This window comes from Polynucleobacter sp. AP-Elch-400A-B2 (assembly GCF_018688355.1).
Classification (GTDB): domain Bacteria; phylum Pseudomonadota; class Gammaproteobacteria; order Burkholderiales; family Burkholderiaceae; genus Polynucleobacter.
The window spans coordinates 1,563,561-1,581,270 of record NZ_CP061317.1 but is presented as its reverse complement, the minus strand read 5'-3'; the positions used below and the strand labels follow the sequence as shown (position 1 = coordinate 1,581,270).

Here is a 17,710-nt window from a genome sequence, read left to right as displayed (position 1 = left end):
TTAAGTCTGCCTTGGTTTTTTCTTATTGGCAGTTTTCTTTGGCTTGGATTTTGCTGATTCGCTCGCCTTTGTCTCAGACTTTGCTTTAGATATACTTGCCGGCACTACGCTTTGGTTCTTGTAGCCCAGAGCTTCTGCAAACTCTGCAATACTTTGCGCGTAAAAGTAACTGCGGTTATATTGCACAATCGTCAGGAAGTTGTTTAAGCCAACAACATAGCGCACCTGATCGTTGTCATCTTTATCGGGGTAAGAAAGATCAACAATGAGAGCCTTACTTTGTGGCTCAACGCCACCAGACTGAAGGTCGCCTTGCTCATTGATGAGGATGCCTTTTGTAATGAGTTCTTGAATAGTGTATTTGAGTTGAGGCTCACCATCAGCTAGGACTCTTGCTTCGCTGATCGCCGCTTCCTGTACCGGGAAGTAAATCGGCATACCAGGCTGCCAGCCATGTTTTTTCATAAAATTGCCCACACTAGCGATAGCATCTTTAGGACTTTGCTTAAGGTCAATACGACCATCGCCATCGCCATCCACCGCAAAGTTACGGATGCTGCCAGGCATAAATTGCGGTAAGCCAATAGCACCTGCATAAGAGCTATTTTGATTGAGGCAGCTATTAAAGCGAGATGGACTCAAGCCTTGATTACTATTATTTGCCGGCAAGCTGCCACCGCCCTCAGTCCAGCACATGAGGATGAGTTCTTGAAGCTGATCTTTAAACAGTTGCTCTCTACTCTCTTTATTAGGGGTGTCGGGATAGCTGAAGGCCAAGGTAGAAAGCACGTCCTTCACTCGAAAATTGCCAGTTTGACGGCCATAGATCGTTTCAATACCAATAATGGAGACAATGACTTCAGCTGGAACTCCAGATTCTTGTTCAACTTTACTGAGGAATGCTTGGTTTTGCTCCCAAAAAGCCTTGCCAGCCTTCAAGCGAACTGGCTCAATAAAGCGCTTGCGATAGGCCACCCAATTCTTTTTGAAGTTGCCCGACGGGGGTAATACCAATTTGCGTATGGACGGAATTGTTTTAGCATCTGAGAAGCCTGATTCAAGGCTTGCCTGAGGGATTCCCTGGGTTTGAGCAATTTGAGCGATTAATTGGTTGAGGTTTTGGCTAAAACGGGCTTCTGTCGCATCATCCTCAGACTGGTTTACGATAGTCTCTGTAGGGCTAACTTGCTGAACATGTGTGCTGGAGCAGGCGCTAAGTAATAGCGCTACTAATAGTGTTGAAGCAAGATAGGAGAAGCGAAAATTCATGGATATGAGGATGGGTTTTTGAAGAGTTGGCAAATTAAATTAGATTATAAAAACTACAGTTTTGCTATTGAGGATTTCCAGTAATGACAACAGGATACATAACTCACCCCGATTTTCTGAAACATGAGATGGGTAGCCATCATCCTGAGTGCCCGGAGCGTATTCAGGCAATCAATGATCAATTAATTCGAAGTGGCATTGATCGCTTTCTACACCACCTCGATGCTCCTTTGGCAACTGAAGAGCAGCTAGAGTTGGTTCATAGCCCAGATCATGTTGCCTTCGTTAAAGAGCGCTCACCAGCGAGCGGTTACTTTATGCTCGATGGTGACACCATTATGAACCCCCATACTTGGAGTGCTGCGCTACGTGCGGCCGGTGCTGCTATTGCGGGTGTTGATGCGGTAATGAAGGGTGAAGTTGAAAACGTGTTTTGCGCAGTTCGCCCTCCAGGGCACCATGCAGAGCCAACCCGCTCAATGGGATTTTGTGTTTTTGATAACGTTGCCGTAGCAGCGCGATATGCGATGGAGACATACGGTATCGAGCGCGTGGCCATCATTGATTTCGATGTTCACCACGGCAACGGTACTGAAGCAGCATTTTTTAATGACCCTAATGTGCTCATGTGCAGTTTCTTTCAGCATCCGTTTTATCCATACAGCGGCTTAGATAGAGCAAGTAATATGGTGAATGTTCCGCTTCCAGCATCTACGCATGGTGATGTGGTGCGCTCCATAGTGGAAGAACAATGGTTACCACGCCTAAGAGATTTTGAGCCTGAGCTCATCATCATTTCTGCGGGATTTGATGCTCACCGTGAAGATGATTTGGGTCAGATGGGTTTGGTAGAAGATGACTACGCCTGGATTACCAAGCAGTTAAAAGGCGTTGCAAGCCAATACGCTCAGGGTCGTATCGTCAGCTGCCTAGAGGGTGGTTACAACCTGTCTGCTTTGGGTCGTAGTGTGGTGGCGCATGTCAAAGCTCTTGCTGATATTTAATTGCAGTCAGACTCCAGAAATCTAGAAACAGAGAAGATCCATATTCAAGGAACGCATGGCTAATATTTTTGAGCAGGGCTTAGAGCGTAATCCCGCAAACTACACTCCGATTACCCCCTTATTGTTTTTGGAGAGATCCGCCCAAGTCTACCCAGATCGCTTGGCGGTGATTCATGGTAAGCTCCGTCAGACTTGGGGTCAGACTTATGAGCGCTGTCGTCGCTTAGCAAGTGCCCTACAAAAATACGGCATTGGCCTGGGTGATACGGTTGCCGTGATGTTGCCCAATACACCGCCCATGGTTGAGGCACATTTTGCAATTCCAATGTCGGGTGCGGTATTGAATGCTTTAAATACCCGCCTTGATCCTGAATCAATTGCTTTTATGCTCAATCATGGTGAAGCAAAAGTCGTAATCGTAGATCCCGAATTTTCGGGAGTGATGAAAAAAGCCCTTGAGATTGCCAAGAAAGAAAGCGGTCGTGAGTTTCTGGTGATTGATGTCGAGGAAAAAGAGTTTGATGTCCCTGGTGAAAAGCTTGGCAAACTCACTTATGAAAAGTTCTTATCTGAAGGCGATCCTCAGTTCGCCTGGCAAGTCCCTGCAGATGAATGGCAAGCCATTTGCCTAAACTACACCTCAGGCACTACTGGTAATCCAAAGGGGGTGGTGTATCACCATCGCGGTGCAGCGATCAATGCGATCTCGAATATTTTGGACTGGGATATCAGTAAGCATCCCACCTATCTCTGGACGCTCCCGATGTTCCATTGCAATGGCTGGTGTTTTCCGTGGACGGTAGCGGCACGCGCTGGCATTAATGTATGTCTACGTCGAGTAGATGCGCAGCATATCTTTGCCGCCATTAAAGATCACGGCGTCACCCATTACTGCGCCGCACCCATTGTGCATAACCTATTAGTTAATGCTCCTGACGAATTAAAAGTAGGGGTGCCGGTAGGCGTAAAAGGCTTGATCGCAGGCGCTGCACCTCCCGCATCCATCATTGAAGGAATGGAAAAGCTAGGGTTTGATTTAACGCATGTCTATGGATTAACGGAGACCTACGGACCAGCAGCGGTATGTGTTAAGCAAGATGAATGGAATGACCTTGATATTGGTGAGAGGGCTCGCCTCAATGCGAGACAAGGCGTTCGATATCACCTACAGCAGGCGATTGCTGTGCTTAACCCCGAAACTCTCGAGCCCGTTCCTGCTGATGGCGAAACGATGGGCGAGATTATGTTTAAGGGCAATATTGCCATGAAGGGCTACCTTAAAAATGAGAAGGCAAGTAAAGAGGCTTTTGAGGGTGGTTGGTTTCATTCGGGTGATTTGGCAGTGATGAACCCCGATGGCTATGTGAAGATGAAGGATCGTAGCAAAGACATCATCATCTCTGGTGGCGAAAATATTTCTTCCGTGGAGGTTGAAGATGTTCTGTATCGCCACCCAGCTGTTATGGCTGCTGCAGTAGTTGCCAAGCCAGACCCTAAGTGGGGAGAAACGCCTTGCGCCTTCTTGGAAATTAAGCCTGGAATGGAGGTTACACCCGCTGACATCATTGCCCATTGCAAGCAGCATCTAGCTGGCTTTAAGGTGCCCAAAGCCATTGTGTTTTGTGAGTTACCCAAGACCTCTACTGGCAAGATTCAGAAGTTTGAACTTCGCAAGCAGGCGGGCTCGGCTTCAGCAATCGACGTCTAGCCCTAAATAGCGTTGGGCGGATAAAATAGAAGAGTTACTCAAAAAATAGAGATCCAGCATGAAAATCTTAGTGGCGGTAAAGCGGGTTGTTGATTACAACGTTAAAATTCGGGTGAAATCAGATAACTCCGGTGTTGATCTGGCAAACGTCAAAATGAGTATGAATCCATTTGATGAGATCGCGGTAGAAGAAGCGGTTCGCTTAAAAGAGGCTGGCGTTGCTGCTGAGATAGTAGTCGTTTCTGCTGGCTCCACTCAATGCCAAGAAACACTGCGTACTGCACTAGCGATTGGCGCAGATCGTGCCATCTTGGTAGAGACCGATACTGAATTACAGCCTTTAGCCGTTGCAAAAATTCTCAAGGCGCTTTCTGAAAAAGAGCAGGCTCAGATCATTATCTTGGGTAAGCAGGCGATTGATGACGATAGCAATCAAACAGGTCAGATGTTAGCTAGCTTGATGGATATCCCACAGGCAACTTTTGCTTCTAAAGTAGTAGTTGCTGACGGTAAAGCGAATGTGACTCGTGAGGTAGATGGTGGCTTGGAAACTATTGCGATTACTCTGCCCGCAGTCATTACTACTGACTTGCGTTTGAATGAGCCACGTTATGTGACTTTGCCAAACATTATGAAAGCTAAAAAGAAGACTTTAGAAATCGTGAAGCCTGAAGAGCTTGGCGTTGATATTGCCCCACGTCTCAAAACCCTCAAAGTAGAAGAGCCGCCAAAGCGCTCTGCTGGCGTAATGGTGGCTGATGTGGCAGCTTTGGTAGATAAACTTAAAAATGAAGCGAAGGTGATTTAAATGGCCGCACTCGTTATTGCTGAACACGACAATCAATCTTTGAAGGCAGCTACGCTCAATGCAGTAGCTGCAGCTCTCCAATGCTCTCCTGAGGTGGATGTATTAGTGGCTGGTAGCGGTACTGATGCTGCCGCTTCTGCCGCCGCTCAAATCGCTGGAGTGCGTCAAGTGATTCAAGTAGATGCTGCATCTTTAGCCGATCAACTCGCTGAACCCTTAGCCGCACAGATTCTCTCCATTGCCAGTGGTTACAGTCACATCCTGGCTCCAGCAACTGCTAACGGTAAGAATGTCTTACCACGCGTTGCCGCGAAGTTAGATGTAGCTCAGTTATCCGATGTCACTAAGGTTGTTTCATCCGATACCTTTGAGCGTCCAATTTATGCGGGTAATGCGATTGCTACCGTGCAATCTGCCGACCCAGTTAAAGTCATTACCGTTCGCACTACTGGTTTTGATCCCGTTGCTGCAAGTGGTGGATCAGCTGTAGTAGAAAAGCAAGCTGCTACTGAAGTTTCTGGTGGATCGACTTTTGTAGGCCGCGAACTCACAAAGTCAGACCGTCCCGAACTTACTGCCGCCAAAATCATTGTGTCTGGTGGTCGTGGCTTAGGTTCTGGTGAGAAGTATCAAGAAATTATTGCGCCCTTAGCCGACAAGCTTGGTGCAGCACTAGGCGCATCTCGCGCTGCAGTCGATGCAGGTTATGTTCCAAACGACTATCAGGTAGGTCAGACAGGTAAGATCGTGGCTCCGCAGTTGTATGTTGCCGTTGGTATCTCTGGTGCTATTCAGCACTTAGCAGGCATGAAGGACTCTAAGGTAATCGTAGCGATTAATAAAGACCCTGAGGCACCCATTTTTAGTGTTGCTGATTATGGTTTAGTTGCAGACCTTAATATCGCTGTCCCTGAATTAACTAACTTACTTGCTTAAGGCTTTAAGAGATCTCTGTAACTATCCCCACTTCTGATCTATAGGAATACCTATGCCGTATGTAGCTCCAGTAAAAGACATGCTGTTCGTGATGAACGAACTAGCAGGGCTATCTGAAGTTGTTTCCTATCCCTCTTATGCTGAGGCTGGCGCTGATGTAGATTTAGCCCCGGCGATTTTGGAAGAATCTGCCAAATTTAATCAAGATGTTGTAGCGCCTCTCAATTGGCCTAGTGATCAACATCCTAGCTCATTGAAGGATGGTGTCGTCACCACTTCTCCTGGCTTTAAAGCAGCCTTTGAGCAATTTGCTGCAGCAGGTTGGCAAGGTGTCGTGCACCCTGCAGAGTTTGGTGGTCAAGGTTTGCCAAAACTGATTGCCACGGCGTGCTTTGAGATGCTGCACACTGCAAGTCTTTCATTTGCTTTATGCCCCATGCTGACCGATGGTGCGATTGAAGCCTTGTTAACTGCAGCAAGCCCCGAGCTACAAGAGCGCTATATCCCTAAGATGATCTCGGGAGAATGGACTGGATCCATGTGCCTCACTGAACCTCAAGCTGGTTCCGATCTATCGATGGTCCGTTCGCGCGCCGTCCCTGAATCTGATGGCACATACAAAGTCTTTGCTACCAAGATCTACATCACCTATGGTGAGCACGACATGGCAAAAAATATTGTCCATCTCGTACTAGCCAGAACACCAGATGCACCAGAGGGCGTGAAGGGTATTTCTTTATTTGTGGTGCCCAAGCTCTTGGTAAATACAGACGGCTCACTTGGTGAGCGTAATGATGTGCACTGTGTCTCGATTGAGCACAAGCTGGGTATTAAGGCCAGCCCAACTGCAGTCTTGCAGTTTGGCGATCATGGTGGCGCAACTGGCTACTTAGTTGGTGAAGAAAATCGTGGCCTGGAATATATGTTCGTCATGATGAACGCGGCCCGCTTTGCAGTGGGTATGCAGGGTATTGCCGTTGCAGAGCGCGCCTATCAAAAAGCGGTGCAGTATGCCAAAGACCGTGTTCAGAGTCGTGATCTAGAGGGCTCTCCAGGTCCCGTAGCCATCATTCATCAGCCAGACGTGAAGCGGATGTTGATGACCATGCGTGGCTACATTGAGGCATCTAGAGCCTTAGCGTATTACGCGGCAGCTGCTTATGATGCACAGCATGCCTCGCCTGATGAGGTCGCTCGCAAGGAGAATCAAGCGGTATATGAATTTCTGGTGCCGATTGTGAAAGGTTTCTCAACTGAGATGTCGATTGAGGTTGCAAGCTTGGGTGTTCAGGTGCACGGTGGTATGGGCTTTATCGAAGAGACGGGCGCAGCACAACACTATCGTGATGCTCGTATCCTGACCATTTATGAAGGCACCACAGCGATTCAGGCAAATGATTTGATTGGCAGAAAGACAGTGCGTGATGGTGGAGTAACTGCGAAACTGTTCTCGGAAAGAATCCAGCAAACTGAAAAAGATTTAGCAAGTAGTGGCACTGCAGATGCAAAAGCGGTATTGAAGCAGCTCACCTCCGCGCGTGAAGCGTTCGAAGTTTCAGTAGCTTACATTGTGGCTAATGCAAAAACAGATATCAAAGCAGTGTATGCGGGTAGTTTTGCTTATTTGCGTTTATGTGGCTTGGTGTTAGGAGCGTGGCAAATGGCACGTGCTTTACTAGCCGCACAAGAGTTGCGTGCAGGAGATCCGAATTTCTATGGCGCCAAGATTGCAACTGCACGCTTCTTTGCAGAAAATCTATTGCCACAATCTCAAGCTCTTGCAACTTCGATATTAGAGAGTGGCCAATCTACTAATGCGCTGACAGCGGAGCAGTTTTAAGATTTAAATAACTTTCGCCGACTATCAACAGTTGTTGATCAAAAAGCTATCCGCATTACTGAGATAGCTTTCTTGCTTCTTGAAGTTGGGAGATGAAGAATTGTTCAAATGCAATTGCTAAGAAGGTCATCATCACACCGGCACCCAAGACCAAAGAAAAAATCACGGTCAGCACAACCGGCCAACCAGACTGAGTTGCTCTACTAGGCTCTAGACCTGGATTAAATTGGGCATCCCACTTTTCATCAGCGCGCAAGCCATAAGTGATAGTGGTCAACCAACTGGCTTCAAGGGTGATAAAGCCGAAGATGATAAGCGCCCAACCTGGTGCAGATTGAAAGTGCGCCTCTTTCAGAATGAGCCATCCAGCAATTCCGCCGATAAAAGAAAGTAGTTGTGCCCAACCCCAGAAGGATTTCAATCCTTGCAAATAAAAACAGTTCAAGCCAGTTCCAGGAAAAAATAATCCAAGTGAGCAGAATAGGAGTTTGTATTTTTTCATTCAGACTTTCAGTAGTGAACCATTTTTTATTTTGATGAATTGCTTTTTTGCATAAAACTGAGGACTTCGCGATCTGCACCTATGATTAGCAGTTGATCACCATTGCGAATAATCGAGCGGTAATCATTTAATTCGTAGAGAAAATCATTTTCTAATTCCATGCGTTGGGGAGTGCAAGCCATCTTTGTGCTCGCGATTTGGTCTAGCGTAAAGCCTCTGGCATCTTCACTAATACGTGCAGTAAAGCGATTGCAGCCAGTAGACCCGCTAATCCGCTCACCGTTGGCATCAAAGATGATTTGGATGGGGTTGCTGTTGTCACCCTGGGGAATTTGTCGGGTACGCACTTCACCTTTGCTGTTAGGTGCAAGATTCCAGCGAACCAGCTCCCATTTAGTATTTCGAAACTCACTGCTTGGAGGGCTGGTTTTGGCATTGCAGGGTGGAATGACATTGGCGCAGGCCGTCAAAAGACCTAGGCCGAGACAAGAAAGCGTGAGAAAAAAGCGCTTTAAGGGGCCTTTGGATGGTCTAAAAGTGGCTATTTTCATGGTAATATTTCTGTAAGCTATTGTTTTTAATCATAATTTTATGATTTACTGGATACCATTCTACTGTTGAAGCTAAAGAGATGTTCGTTTAAATAGGTGGATCAAGTAGGGGTTTTCGTCTAGAATATGAGGTTTTCCGCTATACCGTGCATTTGTTTTGTTAATTTGCGCTTTAGCTGGAGCCCAAGATTTTGTAGTAATTTCATTGGGTTGTACTCAACCTGTTTTCATTTTAGATTTTAAGGAATAAGTATGGTCGTCATTCGACTGGCACGCGGCGGTTCAAAGAAGCGCCCTTTTTATAGCATCGTAGCTACAGACAAGCGCAATCGTCGCGACTCGAACTTTATCGAGCGTATTGGTTACTTCAATCCACAGGCAGCAGCGACAGAGCAAGCAATGCGCATTGCCCAAGATCGTTTGACCTATTGGACTGGTGTTGGCGCGCAGATCTCTCCAACTGTAGTTCGTTTGATCAAAAACAATCCTGCGGTTTAAAGACTTCAATTCTAAAGACTCTCTCTTCGCGATAAAGTCTTTGGTAGCAGAATTTACTGGTAGTGTTATTTGGGGATTTGAGGTGGCTTCAATATGAATACACCTTCCCTAAATGATTTGATTGAGCTCGGTGCAGTCCAAGACGCTCAAGGCTTACAGGGTCAGATTAAGGTTCGCCCTCATTCTTCCGATCCAGTAGCCCTCTTATCTAGCAAAGAATTGTGGTTATCTCTCATTCCTCGTCGGAGTGCGGGTGTTACTACATCTCACGAGCAGGCTTCGTTGACTTTGTATCAGGTGAAGCAATCCAAAATGCATAGCGGTACGGTAGTGATTACTTTGGATGGTATTTCTGACCGCGATCAGGCGGAGGCCTTAAAAGGTGCTCGCATCTTAGTTACGCGTGAGGTATTTCCCAAGACAGATAGCGATAGTTATTACTGGGTTGATCTGATCGGCTGTAAAGCAATCAATCTGCAGGGCGAGAGTCTGGGTGAGGTGCTTGATGTCAACGATAACGGCGCTCATGGAATCATTGCTCTTGGCGATGCGAAAACTAAAACGGTAAAACAGTTAGTGCCTTTTGTAAAAGAAGCAGTGCAAAATGTTGACTTGCCCAATAGGTTGATTACCCTAGACTGGCAATCCGACTGGTAATCTGAAAAGTCATTGATCTCCCATATGCGCTTTGATGTAGTCACCTTATTCCCTGAAATGTTCTCCGCTTTAACGCAGTGGGGCATCACTGGACGCGCTTGCGAACAAGGCCTTGCCAATATCAGCCTCTGGAATCCTCGAGATTATTGCCCTGACCCTCGCAAGACAGTGGATGATCGGGCATATGGTGGTGGTCCGGGCATGGTCATGATGGCAATGCCGCTGGAAGATACGATATCTGCTGTTAAAGCGGCGCACCAGTCTGAAAATGTCATTTCTGGCCCAATCTGTCTCCTTGCCCCCCAAGGAGAGGTCTTTTCTCAAAAGATAGCGACAGACATTCTGAACCATGGCAATTTCACCTTTATTTGCGGTCGATATGAGGCTGTTGATCAGCGCTTCATTGATCGAAATGTCGATTTACAGCTTTCAATGGGTGATTTTGTGGTTTCTGGCGGGGAATTACCTGCTATGACCATGATGGATGCCGTCATTCGCCTCATTCCTGGTGCCTTGGGTGATGGGGAGTCTGCCGTCCAGGACAGCTTTATAAATGGCCTTTTGGACCATCCGCATTACACACGCCCTGAAATATATGAAAATTTATCCGTTCCGGACGTGCTTTTAGGCGGACATCACGCTAAAATAGCGGACTGGCGTCGGCAGAAGTCTTTGGAGCTGACGCTAAGGCTTAGACCTGATTTAATTAAATCGGCAAGAGCTAATGGGTTGCTAAGTAAAGAAGATGAGCAATTTCTTCGAACGCTGTAAGTAATTACGGTTTTGAATAAAGTGTTTGTGTTTTGATTTAGCGAAATGGTTTTAACTGCATCCTCTGTCTGGTCCGTTGATGAAAGTCTCGGGATTAAACGCTGACAAGATGTTTAAGGATTAATAATGAATTTGATCGAAAAAATTGAGCAAGAAGAAATTGCTCGCTTAAGTGTTAACAAAGTACTTCCTGCTTTCGCTCCTGGCGACACAGTCGTTGTTGGCGTAAACGTAGTTGAAGGTACACGTAAGCGTACCCAGGCCTTTGAAGGCGTTGTGATTGCTAAGCGCAATCGCGGACTGAACTCCAGCTTTATCGTTCGCAAGATTTCATCTGGCGAAGGTGTAGAGCGTACATTCCAAACTTACTCACCATTGATCGCTAGCATTGAAGTGAAGCGTCGCGGTGATGTACGTCGCGCGAAGTTGTACTACTTGCGTGATCGTTCAGGTAAGTCTGCACGTATTAAAGAAAAACTTCCTGCTCGCAAAGTCAAGGCAGTTGCTGAGACAGCAGCGGAATAAGGTTTGCTTTAATCCAAAAAGAAGGCGGCCTAGGCTGCCTTTTTTATTGTCCTAAAATAAAAACACATGCCAAAGAATTTCAAACCCCAGGAGCCAGTATTGAGTATTGCTACGCCATTGAATTTTGATGCGCAGGCAATTCCAATTCATGAGGTTTGTACGGATCAGCCCAAAGTAATTGCGCATTATTTAGACCCATTCAAGCTAAAGCATCGCTTTCAGAATCCGCCTGTTTGGCAGCCAGAGATTACTGATGAGAATCGACATGTGATCGCTGCAGATATTATTTCCAAGCGTCAGGCCGCCGGAAAAGTGACCCGGGCAGCAGTGTTAATCCCTTTGCTTCTAAAGAGGGATGGGCTATCTGTGTTGCTGACCCAAAGAACAGATCATTTACACGACCATGCTGGTCAAATTAGCTTTCCAGGTGGGCGGATGGATCCGAGTGATTCAGACCCTAATCACACTGCCTTACGGGAAAGTGAAGAGGAAATCGGTTTGGACCCACAGGGGGTCGAGATCATTGGCCATTTACCTCAATATTTAACGGTTTCGGGCTATAGTGTGACGCCAGTTGTGGGCTTGGTAAAACCTCAGGCAGAATATGCATTAGATGCATTTGAAGTGGCGGATGTTTTTGAAGTGCCTTTACATTTTTTAATGGATCCTGCAAATCATCAAGTGCGGGTCTGGGAGAGTGATCAGGGTAGTCGTCGGTTTTATTCAATGCCCTATGAGAATCGTTTTATCTGGGGTGCTACTGCTGGAATGTTACGTAACCTTTACCATTTATTAAAAGTATGACTTTCTTTTCTATTCTCTTCGCCCTCATTGCTGAGCAATATCGCCCAGTAACCTCGAGCCATTGGATCACGCGTATGAGCGCTCGCTGGCTTGATTGGGTCGCTGGTGAATTCGGTGGCAAGACTGAGCAAGGTGCAAGTCCTGTAGGTGCGCGCATGGCCTGCTTGGTGGCGTTCATTCTGCCAACATTCTTGGTCTTCGTGCTGTATGTTGTTTTCATGGTGACCTTCCCAATTCTGGGATTCCTCTGGAACGTATTAATTGCCTATCTATTTTTTGGCTTTCGCCAATTTAGCCACTCCTTCACGTTGGTTCACGAAGCGATTGCAAACCATGATTTGCCAGCAGCTCGCTTAGCACTGGCGCAGTGGTATGGCCCTGAATTAGATGCTTCTGAGCTCACCGAGACTGAAGTAATTTCACTTGCACTTGAGCGTGCCATTATTGGCTCACACCACCATGTATTTGGTGTGTTGTTCTGGTTCTTAATGCCCATGGGCCCTGCAGGCGTAGTGTTGTATCGCTTAGCTGACACTGCTGCTCAGCGTTGGTCAGAAAAAGGCGACTTTAATTTGAGTGAAGCAGCACGCCACTTTTTCTACGTATTAGATTGGGTGCCTGCACGCATCACTGCAATGGGCTTTGCGATTGTGGGTAACTTCGAAGGTGCTGTCTACGCATGGCGTCACCTGACCAGTAAATGGTCTGACTCTCTATCAGCAGTAATCTTGGCATCTGGAAGTGGCGCCTTAGGTGTTCGCTTGGGTGAGCCCATGAGTGAGCCAGATAGTGATGAAGCTTTACGTATGGCTGAAGCTGGTGAACCTGTTTTTTACGAAGTGGGTCAGGAGCCAAATGAGCGCACCATGCGCTCTGCCGTTGGCTTGGTGTGGCGTTTAGTTATCGCTTGGATGGCTTTATTGCTAATGCTGACCATCGCTCTTTGGCTTGGCTAATACCCTGAATTTGCGTATCGGCGGTTTTTGAGTCGGAACGTAACTGCCTAAATAGCGCTAGTCTTTCTGGCGCTATTTCATTTTTGTCGACAGCTTCTCGTATTGCACAATCTGGCTCTGATTGGTGCGCACAGTTATGAAAGCGACACTTCCCCAGCAGATCATGAAACTCTCTAAAGGCATGCTCTAGCTCGCTCACCGACATGTGTGCCAAGCCAAACTCCTGAAAGCCTGGAGAATCAATTAAAGCGCCTAGTTTGCCACTCGCATCACGCCCCCAAGCTTCGGGTAGCTCAAAGTAGCGGCAAGCGGTGGTGGTGTGTTTGCCGGTATCTAGACGTACTGAATATTCTTGGGTAATCGCTGCTGCATTGGGAACCCAGGCATTCAGTAGGCTGGATTTTCCCATGCCAGATTGACCGACGAACACAGATACTTTCCCGCAAATGGCAGGGCGCAATGCTTCGATGGAGGCCTCATCAAACTTGGCGGAAACTTCTGTAACGGGATAGCCCATAAGAGCGTAAGGCGCAATGATCTTACGAGCGTGTTCCAAGTTATCTTTAAGATCACACTTGTTCAGCAAGATATGCAGGCCAATTTGATTGGTCTCAGCAGCAACAACCGCTCTTCCTAAAAGATCGGGAGAGAAGGCTGGTTGCGTAGCTAGCACGACTAATATTTGATCAACATTGGAAGCAATGAGTTTGCTTTTAAAAGCATCGGATCGATAGAGTAAATTTTCTCGTGTCTCGATGCGAATAATCCGCGCTTGGTCAATCGAAGTCATCTCGAGCAACATGCGGTCACCCACGGCGCCAATATGTTGCTTTGCCGGAGTGCTGACTTGAATCAATTCACCGGCAGGGGATTCATTTCCGTGCTCGTCTTTAACTAAGCGCTGCGCTAAATAATGCCTTCCATAGGAGGCAGTCAGTAGTGCATGAAATTGTTCCATTAATTAAACAATTCCAGATTACCTAGTTAAATCGCTTGAGATTAGCAATGCGCAATGGAGCGGGTGGATGCGAGCTATAAAAAGCGGTATAGATCGGATCTGGCGTTAAGGTCGATGCGTTGTCTTGATAGAGTTTGACTAAAGCGGAGATCAAATCACTCGCAGAAGATTTATCTGCAGCAAAACCATCTGCTTCATATTCGTGCTTACGTGATGCCAGGCTGGATAGCGGTGTCAGGAAGAAGCTAAATACTGGCGCAATGAGCATGAAGAGCGCTAAAGCCAAACCACCGTTATAACCATTTAGATTAGGCATCACACCCAGATCGCTATAGAACCATGGCTGGGTGCTAATCCATCCCAAGAGTGCAAATGTCAGAAAGCTCATGGCGAATGAGACTAGTAAACGCTTGCGGATATGGTTGCACTTGTAGTGACCCAGTTCATGAGCCAAGACGGCCTCTACTTCGCCGGGATTGAGCTTCTCAATCAAGGTATCAAAAAAGACAATACGCTTTGCTTTACCCATGCCTGCGAAAAATGCATTGCCGTGCGCACTACGCTTACTACCATCCATCACAAATAAACCTTGGCTAGCAAAATCACAGCGGCTTAATAAAGCTTCAATTTGGGTTTTCAGTGGTCCTTCTTCTAGCGCTTGAAACTTATTAAAGATCGGTGCGATGAAGGTCGGAAATATCCACTGCATTAATAAACTAAATGCAGTGATTACACCCCAAGCCCACAGCCACCAAAAATCACCTGCTTGAGCCATTAGACTAAGGATGACCCAGAGGAGGGGAACGCCAATTGCGCCACCAACTCCCAAGCCCTTGAACATATCGCTAAAAAAGAGTTTGCCGTTCATGCGATTAAAACCAAAGCGCTCTTCTAGGTAAAACTGTTTGTACCAAGAGAAAGGCAAATCCAGAATTCCGGAGATCAAGACGATGGATATCAGCAGAGCCATTTGCTGAGCAATGCCCTCACCCAATAGCTGTAGAAGCGATAGATTTAAAATCTGTAAACCACCCAAGAGTGTGAAGCCGATCAAGATAATGGCACTAACACCATTCTCTAAAATACCCAGGCGTAGTTTGGCGATCGTATAGTCTGCAGCCTTTTGATGCTCGGCCAAAGAGATCTGGGATGCAAACTCAGCAGGCACCATATCGCGATTAATAGCGACGTGCCGAATTTGGCGTTGGGATAACCAGTGGCGTAGACCAAAGCTGGCGATGAAGGCGATTAGAAAAACAATTGTGAATGTCATGAGATGATTATAGATATGAGTGAAAAAACAAGTACTCCAACACCAAAGGCGGCGCCAGCTAATGAGCACCTGATTTGGGTGGATATGGAGATGTCAGGCTTAGATCCTGAAAAAGAGCGCATTTTAGAAATTGCGGTGATCGTGACCGATGCGCACCTCAACACTATCGCTACCGCTCCTGTCTGGGTGATCCGTCAGGAAGACGCCCTATTGGAGGCGATGGATGCCTGGAATAAGGGTACTCATGGCCGTTCTGGCCTGATTGACAAGGTCAAGGCCTCAACCACGGATGAAGCCACTGCTGAAGCTGAATGCATCGCCTTTCTAAAGCAATATATCAAGCCGGGTATTGCGCCAATGTGTGGCAATACGATTGGTCAGGATCGACGCTTTATGGCAAAGTACATGCCAAAACTAGAGGCATTCTTTCATTACCGAAATATTGACGTTTCAACACTCAAGGAGCTCTGCAAACGCTGGCATCCGGAGTTGGTTAAGGGTTTCACCAAAAAGCAGGCGCATACTGCCTTGGCTGATATTGAGGAATCTATAGAAGAACTCAAGTATTACCGTGAAAAGTTTATCGTGCCTTTGCCAGAGTAATTCTGTATTCAAAGCCATCGCTCAGCTTATTTCTTAATGGCACTCTTTGGCCTAAAGGCTTTTACGATAGTTTCATCGGTCTCGATATAGGGGCCACCGATCAGGTCAATGCAATAAGGTACGGCAGCAAAGATACCTGGAGCAATAGATTTGCCCTCGGCATCCTTCAAACCCTCAAGGGTTTCTTTGATGGATTTGGGTTGACCTGGCAGGTTGATGATGAGGGCGGTATGCCCCTCGATTTCTCGTAAAACTGCGGTCTGGCGTGACAAGATCGCCGTAGGTACAAAGCGCAGGCTAATTTGGCGCATTTGCTCCCCAAATCCGGGCATTTCCCGGGTTCCAGCATCAATTGTGGCCTCAGGGGTGACATCTCTTCGGGACGGGCCTGTACCCCCTGTAGTGAGGACTAAATCACAGCCCAGATCATCTGTGAGTTCCACTATGGTTTCGGTGATGATCTCCCGCTCATCTGCAATCAGACGCTCATGAAAGACGCAGGGGGTGCTAATGGTAGTTTGTAGCCACAATTGCAGCGCAGGGATGCCCTCATCGGTATAAATGCCCTTACTAGCTCTATCGGAGATCGAGATGAGACCAATTTTGATTTCGTTGGGGGAGGATCTTTTTCGAGCTTCGGTATGCTTCATGTTTCTATTCTAGCTATTATTAGGGCATGTTTACACACTCATCAAATCAGTTTCAAGAAATCATCGATTTCATGCTCACAGAAGCCAAAAGACGCGGTGCCTCCGATGCCGTGGCTGAGGTTTCTGAAGGCCAAGGCCTCTCGGTTACCGTTCGCAAAGGCGAGGTTGAGACGATTGAGCAAAGCTTAGACAAGCAGGTTGGCGTAACGGTATTTTTAGGTCATCGTCGCGGTAATGCCAGTACTAGTGATTTCTCTAAGGATTCTTTAAAGGCGACCGTTGAGGCTGCGTACCATATTGCTCAACATACAGCGGAAGATCTGTGTGCCGGTCCTGCTGAAAAAGAGCTTCTAGAAAAACATCCACTCGATCTCGATTTATTTCATCCGTGGGATTTGGATTCGGCAACGGCAATCGATATTGCTCGAACTGCTGAGGGTGCTGCCTTTGCAGTCAGTAAGCAAATTCAAAATAGTGATGGCGCTTCGGTATCTGCCCATCATGCGCATTTTATGATGGGAACCAGTCACGGATTTATGGGCGGCTACCCATTCTCACGCCACTATATTTCCTGTGCACCGATTGCAAATGAGGGTGGCAAAAAGTCACTCATGCAGCGGGATGATTGGTATTCCAGCTCACGTATTCCTGGGGAGTTGGCTGATCCAGCTGCCATTGGTAAATACGCAGCAGAGCGTGCACTTTCACGTCTTAAGGCAAGATCGCTCAGTACGCGCCGTTGCCCAGTGATATTTGAAGCCCCCTTAGCAGCAGGTCTACTGGGTGGATTAGTGCAAGCAGTATCTGGTGGTGCTTTATATCGACGCTCTAGTTTTCTATTGGATAGCTTGGGCAAGCAAGTGCTACCAAAGCACATTAGCGTCTTTGAAAACCCTCACCTCAAGGCAATGACAGGAAGCGTACCTTTTGATGAAGAAGGTGTGAAGACCTCGGCGAGGACTGTGGTTGAAAAAGGGATTTTGCAAGGCTATTTCTTATCCACCTATTCCGCCAGAAAACTCGGCATGAAGACCACTGGTAATGCAGGCGGCTCTCACCATCTGACATTACAAAGTCGCAAGACGCCGAAGGGTGGACTACCCGCACTCCTTAAAGAGATGGGCACAGGTTTACTGGTTACCGAACTCATGGGGCAGGGCGTGAACTATGTCACTGGTGATTACTCGCGCGGTGCCTTTGGTTACTGGGTAGAGAATGGTGAGATTCAATATCCGGTTGAGGGTATTACGATTGCCAGTAACCTGCGTGATATGTTGATGGATATTCAGATGATTGGTAGCGACACGCTGATTCGGGGCACCAAGGAAACCGGTTCGATCCTAATTGGGTCAATGACGGTTGGTGGTAAGTAAATCAACAACATTATAAAAATACAG

19 protein-coding genes are annotated in these 17,710 nt (G+C 47.0%); 13 read left to right on the top strand and 6 right to left on the bottom strand.

Annotated elements, in window-relative coordinates:
- On the bottom strand, window positions 1-1,269 hold the full coding sequence (locus FD977_RS08185; RefSeq protein ID WP_215304863.1) for a lytic transglycosylase domain-containing protein: 1,269 nt from the start codon (window positions 1,267-1,269) through the stop codon (window positions 1-3).
- A gap of 83 nt (window positions 1,270-1,352) precedes the next feature.
- Between FD977_RS08185 and FD977_RS08180 the strand changes: the two genes are divergently transcribed.
- From FD977_RS08180 to FD977_RS08160, 5 genes are read left to right on the top strand one after another with little or no spacing between them, the layout of a single operon-like run.
- Complete coding sequence (locus FD977_RS08180; RefSeq protein WP_215304861.1) at window positions 1,353-2,273, top strand: histone deacetylase family protein; 921 nt, start codon at window positions 1,353-1,355, stop codon at window positions 2,271-2,273.
- Between the two features lie 55 nt (window positions 2,274-2,328).
- Entirely contained in the window at window positions 2,329-3,981 is a 1,653-nt protein-coding gene (locus FD977_RS08175; protein ID WP_215304859.1) for an acyl-CoA synthetase, read from the top strand.
- A gap of 58 nt (window positions 3,982-4,039) precedes the next feature.
- Window positions 4,040-4,789: an electron transfer flavoprotein subunit beta/FixA family protein gene (locus FD977_RS08170; protein ID WP_215304857.1), complete on the top strand. Its 750-nt coding sequence runs from the start codon at window positions 4,040-4,042 to the stop codon at window positions 4,787-4,789.
- Entirely contained in the window at window positions 4,790-5,725 is a 936-nt protein-coding gene (locus FD977_RS08165) for an electron transfer flavoprotein subunit alpha/FixB family protein (protein WP_215304855.1), read from the top strand.
- A gap of 52 nt (window positions 5,726-5,777) precedes the next feature.
- Window positions 5,778-7,565: an acyl-CoA dehydrogenase gene (locus tag FD977_RS08160; protein ID WP_215304853.1), complete on the top strand. Its 1,788-nt coding sequence runs from the start codon at window positions 5,778-5,780 to the stop codon at window positions 7,563-7,565.
- A 55-nt stretch (window positions 7,566-7,620) separates the two neighbouring features.
- Here FD977_RS08160 and FD977_RS08155 read toward each other — a convergent pair whose 3' ends face one another.
- Both FD977_RS08155 and FD977_RS08150 read right to left on the bottom strand, forming a co-directional pair.
- Window positions 7,621-8,067 carry a hypothetical protein gene (locus FD977_RS08155; RefSeq protein WP_215304851.1) on the bottom strand — a complete coding sequence of 149 codons (447 nt, stop codon included), beginning with the start codon at window positions 8,065-8,067 and terminating at the stop codon, window positions 7,621-7,623.
- Between the two features lie 26 nt (window positions 8,068-8,093).
- Window positions 8,094-8,618 carry an META domain-containing protein gene (locus FD977_RS08150; protein WP_215304849.1) on the bottom strand — a complete coding sequence of 175 codons (525 nt, stop codon included), beginning with the start codon at window positions 8,616-8,618 and terminating at the stop codon, window positions 8,094-8,096.
- 252 nt (window positions 8,619-8,870) lie between these two features.
- On the opposite strand from FD977_RS08150, the gene rpsP reads away from it, so the two are divergent.
- The 6 genes from rpsP to FD977_RS08120 all read left to right on the top strand — a co-directional run bounded on the left by rpsP (window position 8,871) and on the right by FD977_RS08120 (window position 12,829).
- Window positions 8,871-9,116 (top strand): 30S ribosomal protein S16, encoded by a 246-nt coding sequence (gene rpsP, locus FD977_RS08145; protein WP_011902362.1) that lies wholly within the window; start codon window positions 8,871-8,873, stop codon window positions 9,114-9,116.
- Window positions 9,117-9,209: 93 nt separating this feature from the next.
- Entirely contained in the window at window positions 9,210-9,773 is a 564-nt protein-coding gene (gene rimM / locus FD977_RS08140; RefSeq protein ID WP_215304847.1) for a ribosome maturation factor RimM, read from the top strand.
- A gap of 24 nt (window positions 9,774-9,797) precedes the next feature.
- Window positions 9,798-10,544 (top strand): tRNA (guanosine(37)-N1)-methyltransferase TrmD, encoded by a 747-nt coding sequence (gene trmD, locus FD977_RS08135; protein WP_215307104.1) that lies wholly within the window; start codon window positions 9,798-9,800, stop codon window positions 10,542-10,544.
- Window positions 10,545-10,670: 126 nt separating this feature from the next.
- Window positions 10,671-11,069 (top strand): 50S ribosomal protein L19, encoded by a 399-nt coding sequence (gene rplS / locus FD977_RS08130; RefSeq protein ID WP_215304837.1) that lies wholly within the window; start codon window positions 10,671-10,673, stop codon window positions 11,067-11,069.
- Between the two features lie 66 nt (window positions 11,070-11,135).
- A complete protein-coding gene (locus FD977_RS08125; RefSeq protein ID WP_215304835.1) occupies window positions 11,136-11,873 on the top strand; it encodes a CoA pyrophosphatase in 738 nt (245 codons plus the stop codon).
- Complete coding sequence (locus FD977_RS08120; protein WP_215304833.1) at window positions 11,870-12,829, top strand: CobD/CbiB family protein; 960 nt, start codon at window positions 11,870-11,872, stop codon at window positions 12,827-12,829. Before FD977_RS08125 ends, FD977_RS08120 begins: the two co-directional genes overlap by 4 nt.
- Here FD977_RS08120 and rsgA read toward each other — a convergent pair.
- Together rsgA and FD977_RS08110 are read right to left on the bottom strand one after the other, a co-directional pair.
- A complete protein-coding gene (gene rsgA, locus FD977_RS08115; protein WP_215304831.1) occupies window positions 12,774-13,787 on the bottom strand; it encodes a ribosome small subunit-dependent GTPase A in 1,014 nt (337 codons plus the stop codon). The genes FD977_RS08120 and rsgA overlap by 56 nt on opposite strands.
- Window positions 13,788-13,809: 22 nt before the next feature.
- Window positions 13,810-15,060 (bottom strand): M48 family metallopeptidase, encoded by a 1,251-nt coding sequence (locus FD977_RS08110; protein WP_215304830.1) that lies wholly within the window; start codon window positions 15,058-15,060, stop codon window positions 13,810-13,812.
- A gap of 15 nt (window positions 15,061-15,075) precedes the next feature.
- Between FD977_RS08110 and orn the strand changes: the two genes are divergently transcribed.
- On the top strand, window positions 15,076-15,663 hold the full coding sequence (gene orn, locus FD977_RS08105) for an oligoribonuclease (RefSeq protein ID WP_215304828.1): 588 nt from the start codon (window positions 15,076-15,078) through the stop codon (window positions 15,661-15,663).
- 26 nt (window positions 15,664-15,689) lie between these two features.
- On the opposite strand, the gene mog is transcribed toward orn, so the two are convergent.
- Window positions 15,690-16,313 (bottom strand): molybdopterin adenylyltransferase, encoded by a 624-nt coding sequence (gene mog / locus FD977_RS08100; protein ID WP_215304826.1) that lies wholly within the window; start codon window positions 16,311-16,313, stop codon window positions 15,690-15,692.
- 26 nt (window positions 16,314-16,339) lie between these two features.
- Between mog and pmbA the strand changes: the two genes are divergently transcribed.
- Entirely contained in the window at window positions 16,340-17,686 is a 1,347-nt protein-coding gene (pmbA, locus tag FD977_RS08095) for a metalloprotease PmbA (protein WP_215304824.1), read from the top strand.
- Window positions 17,687-17,710: the final 24 nt, after the last annotated feature.

Excerpts from the sequence above, each read along its gene's own strand:
- FD977_RS08185 (WP_215304863.1), bottom strand. The coding sequence starts at position 1,269 with ATGAATTTTCGCTTCTCCTATCTTGCTTCAACACTATTAGTAGCGCTA.
- FD977_RS08180 (WP_215304861.1), top strand. The coding sequence starts at position 1,353 with ATGACAACAGGATACATAACTCACCCCGATTTTCTGAAACATGAGATG.
- FD977_RS08175 (WP_215304859.1), top strand. The coding sequence starts at position 2,329 with ATGGCTAATATTTTTGAGCAGGGCTTAGAGCGTAATCCCGCAAACTAC.
- FD977_RS08170 (WP_215304857.1), top strand. The coding sequence starts at position 4,040 with ATGAAAATCTTAGTGGCGGTAAAGCGGGTTGTTGATTACAACGTTAAA.
- FD977_RS08165 (WP_215304855.1), top strand. The coding sequence starts at position 4,790 with ATGGCCGCACTCGTTATTGCTGAACACGACAATCAATCTTTGAAGGCA.
- FD977_RS08160 (WP_215304853.1), top strand. The coding sequence starts at position 5,778 with ATGCCGTATGTAGCTCCAGTAAAAGACATGCTGTTCGTGATGAACGAA.
- FD977_RS08155 (WP_215304851.1), bottom strand. The coding sequence starts at position 8,067 with ATGAAAAAATACAAACTCCTATTCTGCTCACTTGGATTATTTTTTCCT.
- FD977_RS08150 (WP_215304849.1), bottom strand. The coding sequence starts at position 8,618 with ATGAAAATAGCCACTTTTAGACCATCCAAAGGCCCCTTAAAGCGCTTT.
- rpsP (WP_011902362.1), top strand. The coding sequence starts at position 8,871 with ATGGTCGTCATTCGACTGGCACGCGGCGGTTCAAAGAAGCGCCCTTTT.
- rimM (WP_215304847.1), top strand. The coding sequence starts at position 9,210 with ATGAATACACCTTCCCTAAATGATTTGATTGAGCTCGGTGCAGTCCAA.
- trmD (WP_215307104.1), top strand. The coding sequence starts at position 9,798 with ATGCGCTTTGATGTAGTCACCTTATTCCCTGAAATGTTCTCCGCTTTA.
- rplS (WP_215304837.1), top strand. The coding sequence starts at position 10,671 with ATGAATTTGATCGAAAAAATTGAGCAAGAAGAAATTGCTCGCTTAAGT.
- FD977_RS08125 (WP_215304835.1), top strand. The coding sequence starts at position 11,136 with ATGCCAAAGAATTTCAAACCCCAGGAGCCAGTATTGAGTATTGCTACG.
- FD977_RS08120 (WP_215304833.1), top strand. The coding sequence starts at position 11,870 with ATGACTTTCTTTTCTATTCTCTTCGCCCTCATTGCTGAGCAATATCGC.
- rsgA (WP_215304831.1), bottom strand. The coding sequence starts at position 13,787 with ATGGAACAATTTCATGCACTACTGACTGCCTCCTATGGAAGGCATTAT.
- FD977_RS08110 (WP_215304830.1), bottom strand. The coding sequence starts at position 15,060 with ATGACATTCACAATTGTTTTTCTAATCGCCTTCATCGCCAGCTTTGGT.
- orn (WP_215304828.1), top strand. The coding sequence starts at position 15,076 with ATGAGTGAAAAAACAAGTACTCCAACACCAAAGGCGGCGCCAGCTAAT.
- mog (WP_215304826.1), bottom strand. The coding sequence starts at position 16,313 with ATGAAGCATACCGAAGCTCGAAAAAGATCCTCCCCCAACGAAATCAAA.
- pmbA (WP_215304824.1), top strand. The coding sequence starts at position 16,340 with ATGTTTACACACTCATCAAATCAGTTTCAAGAAATCATCGATTTCATG.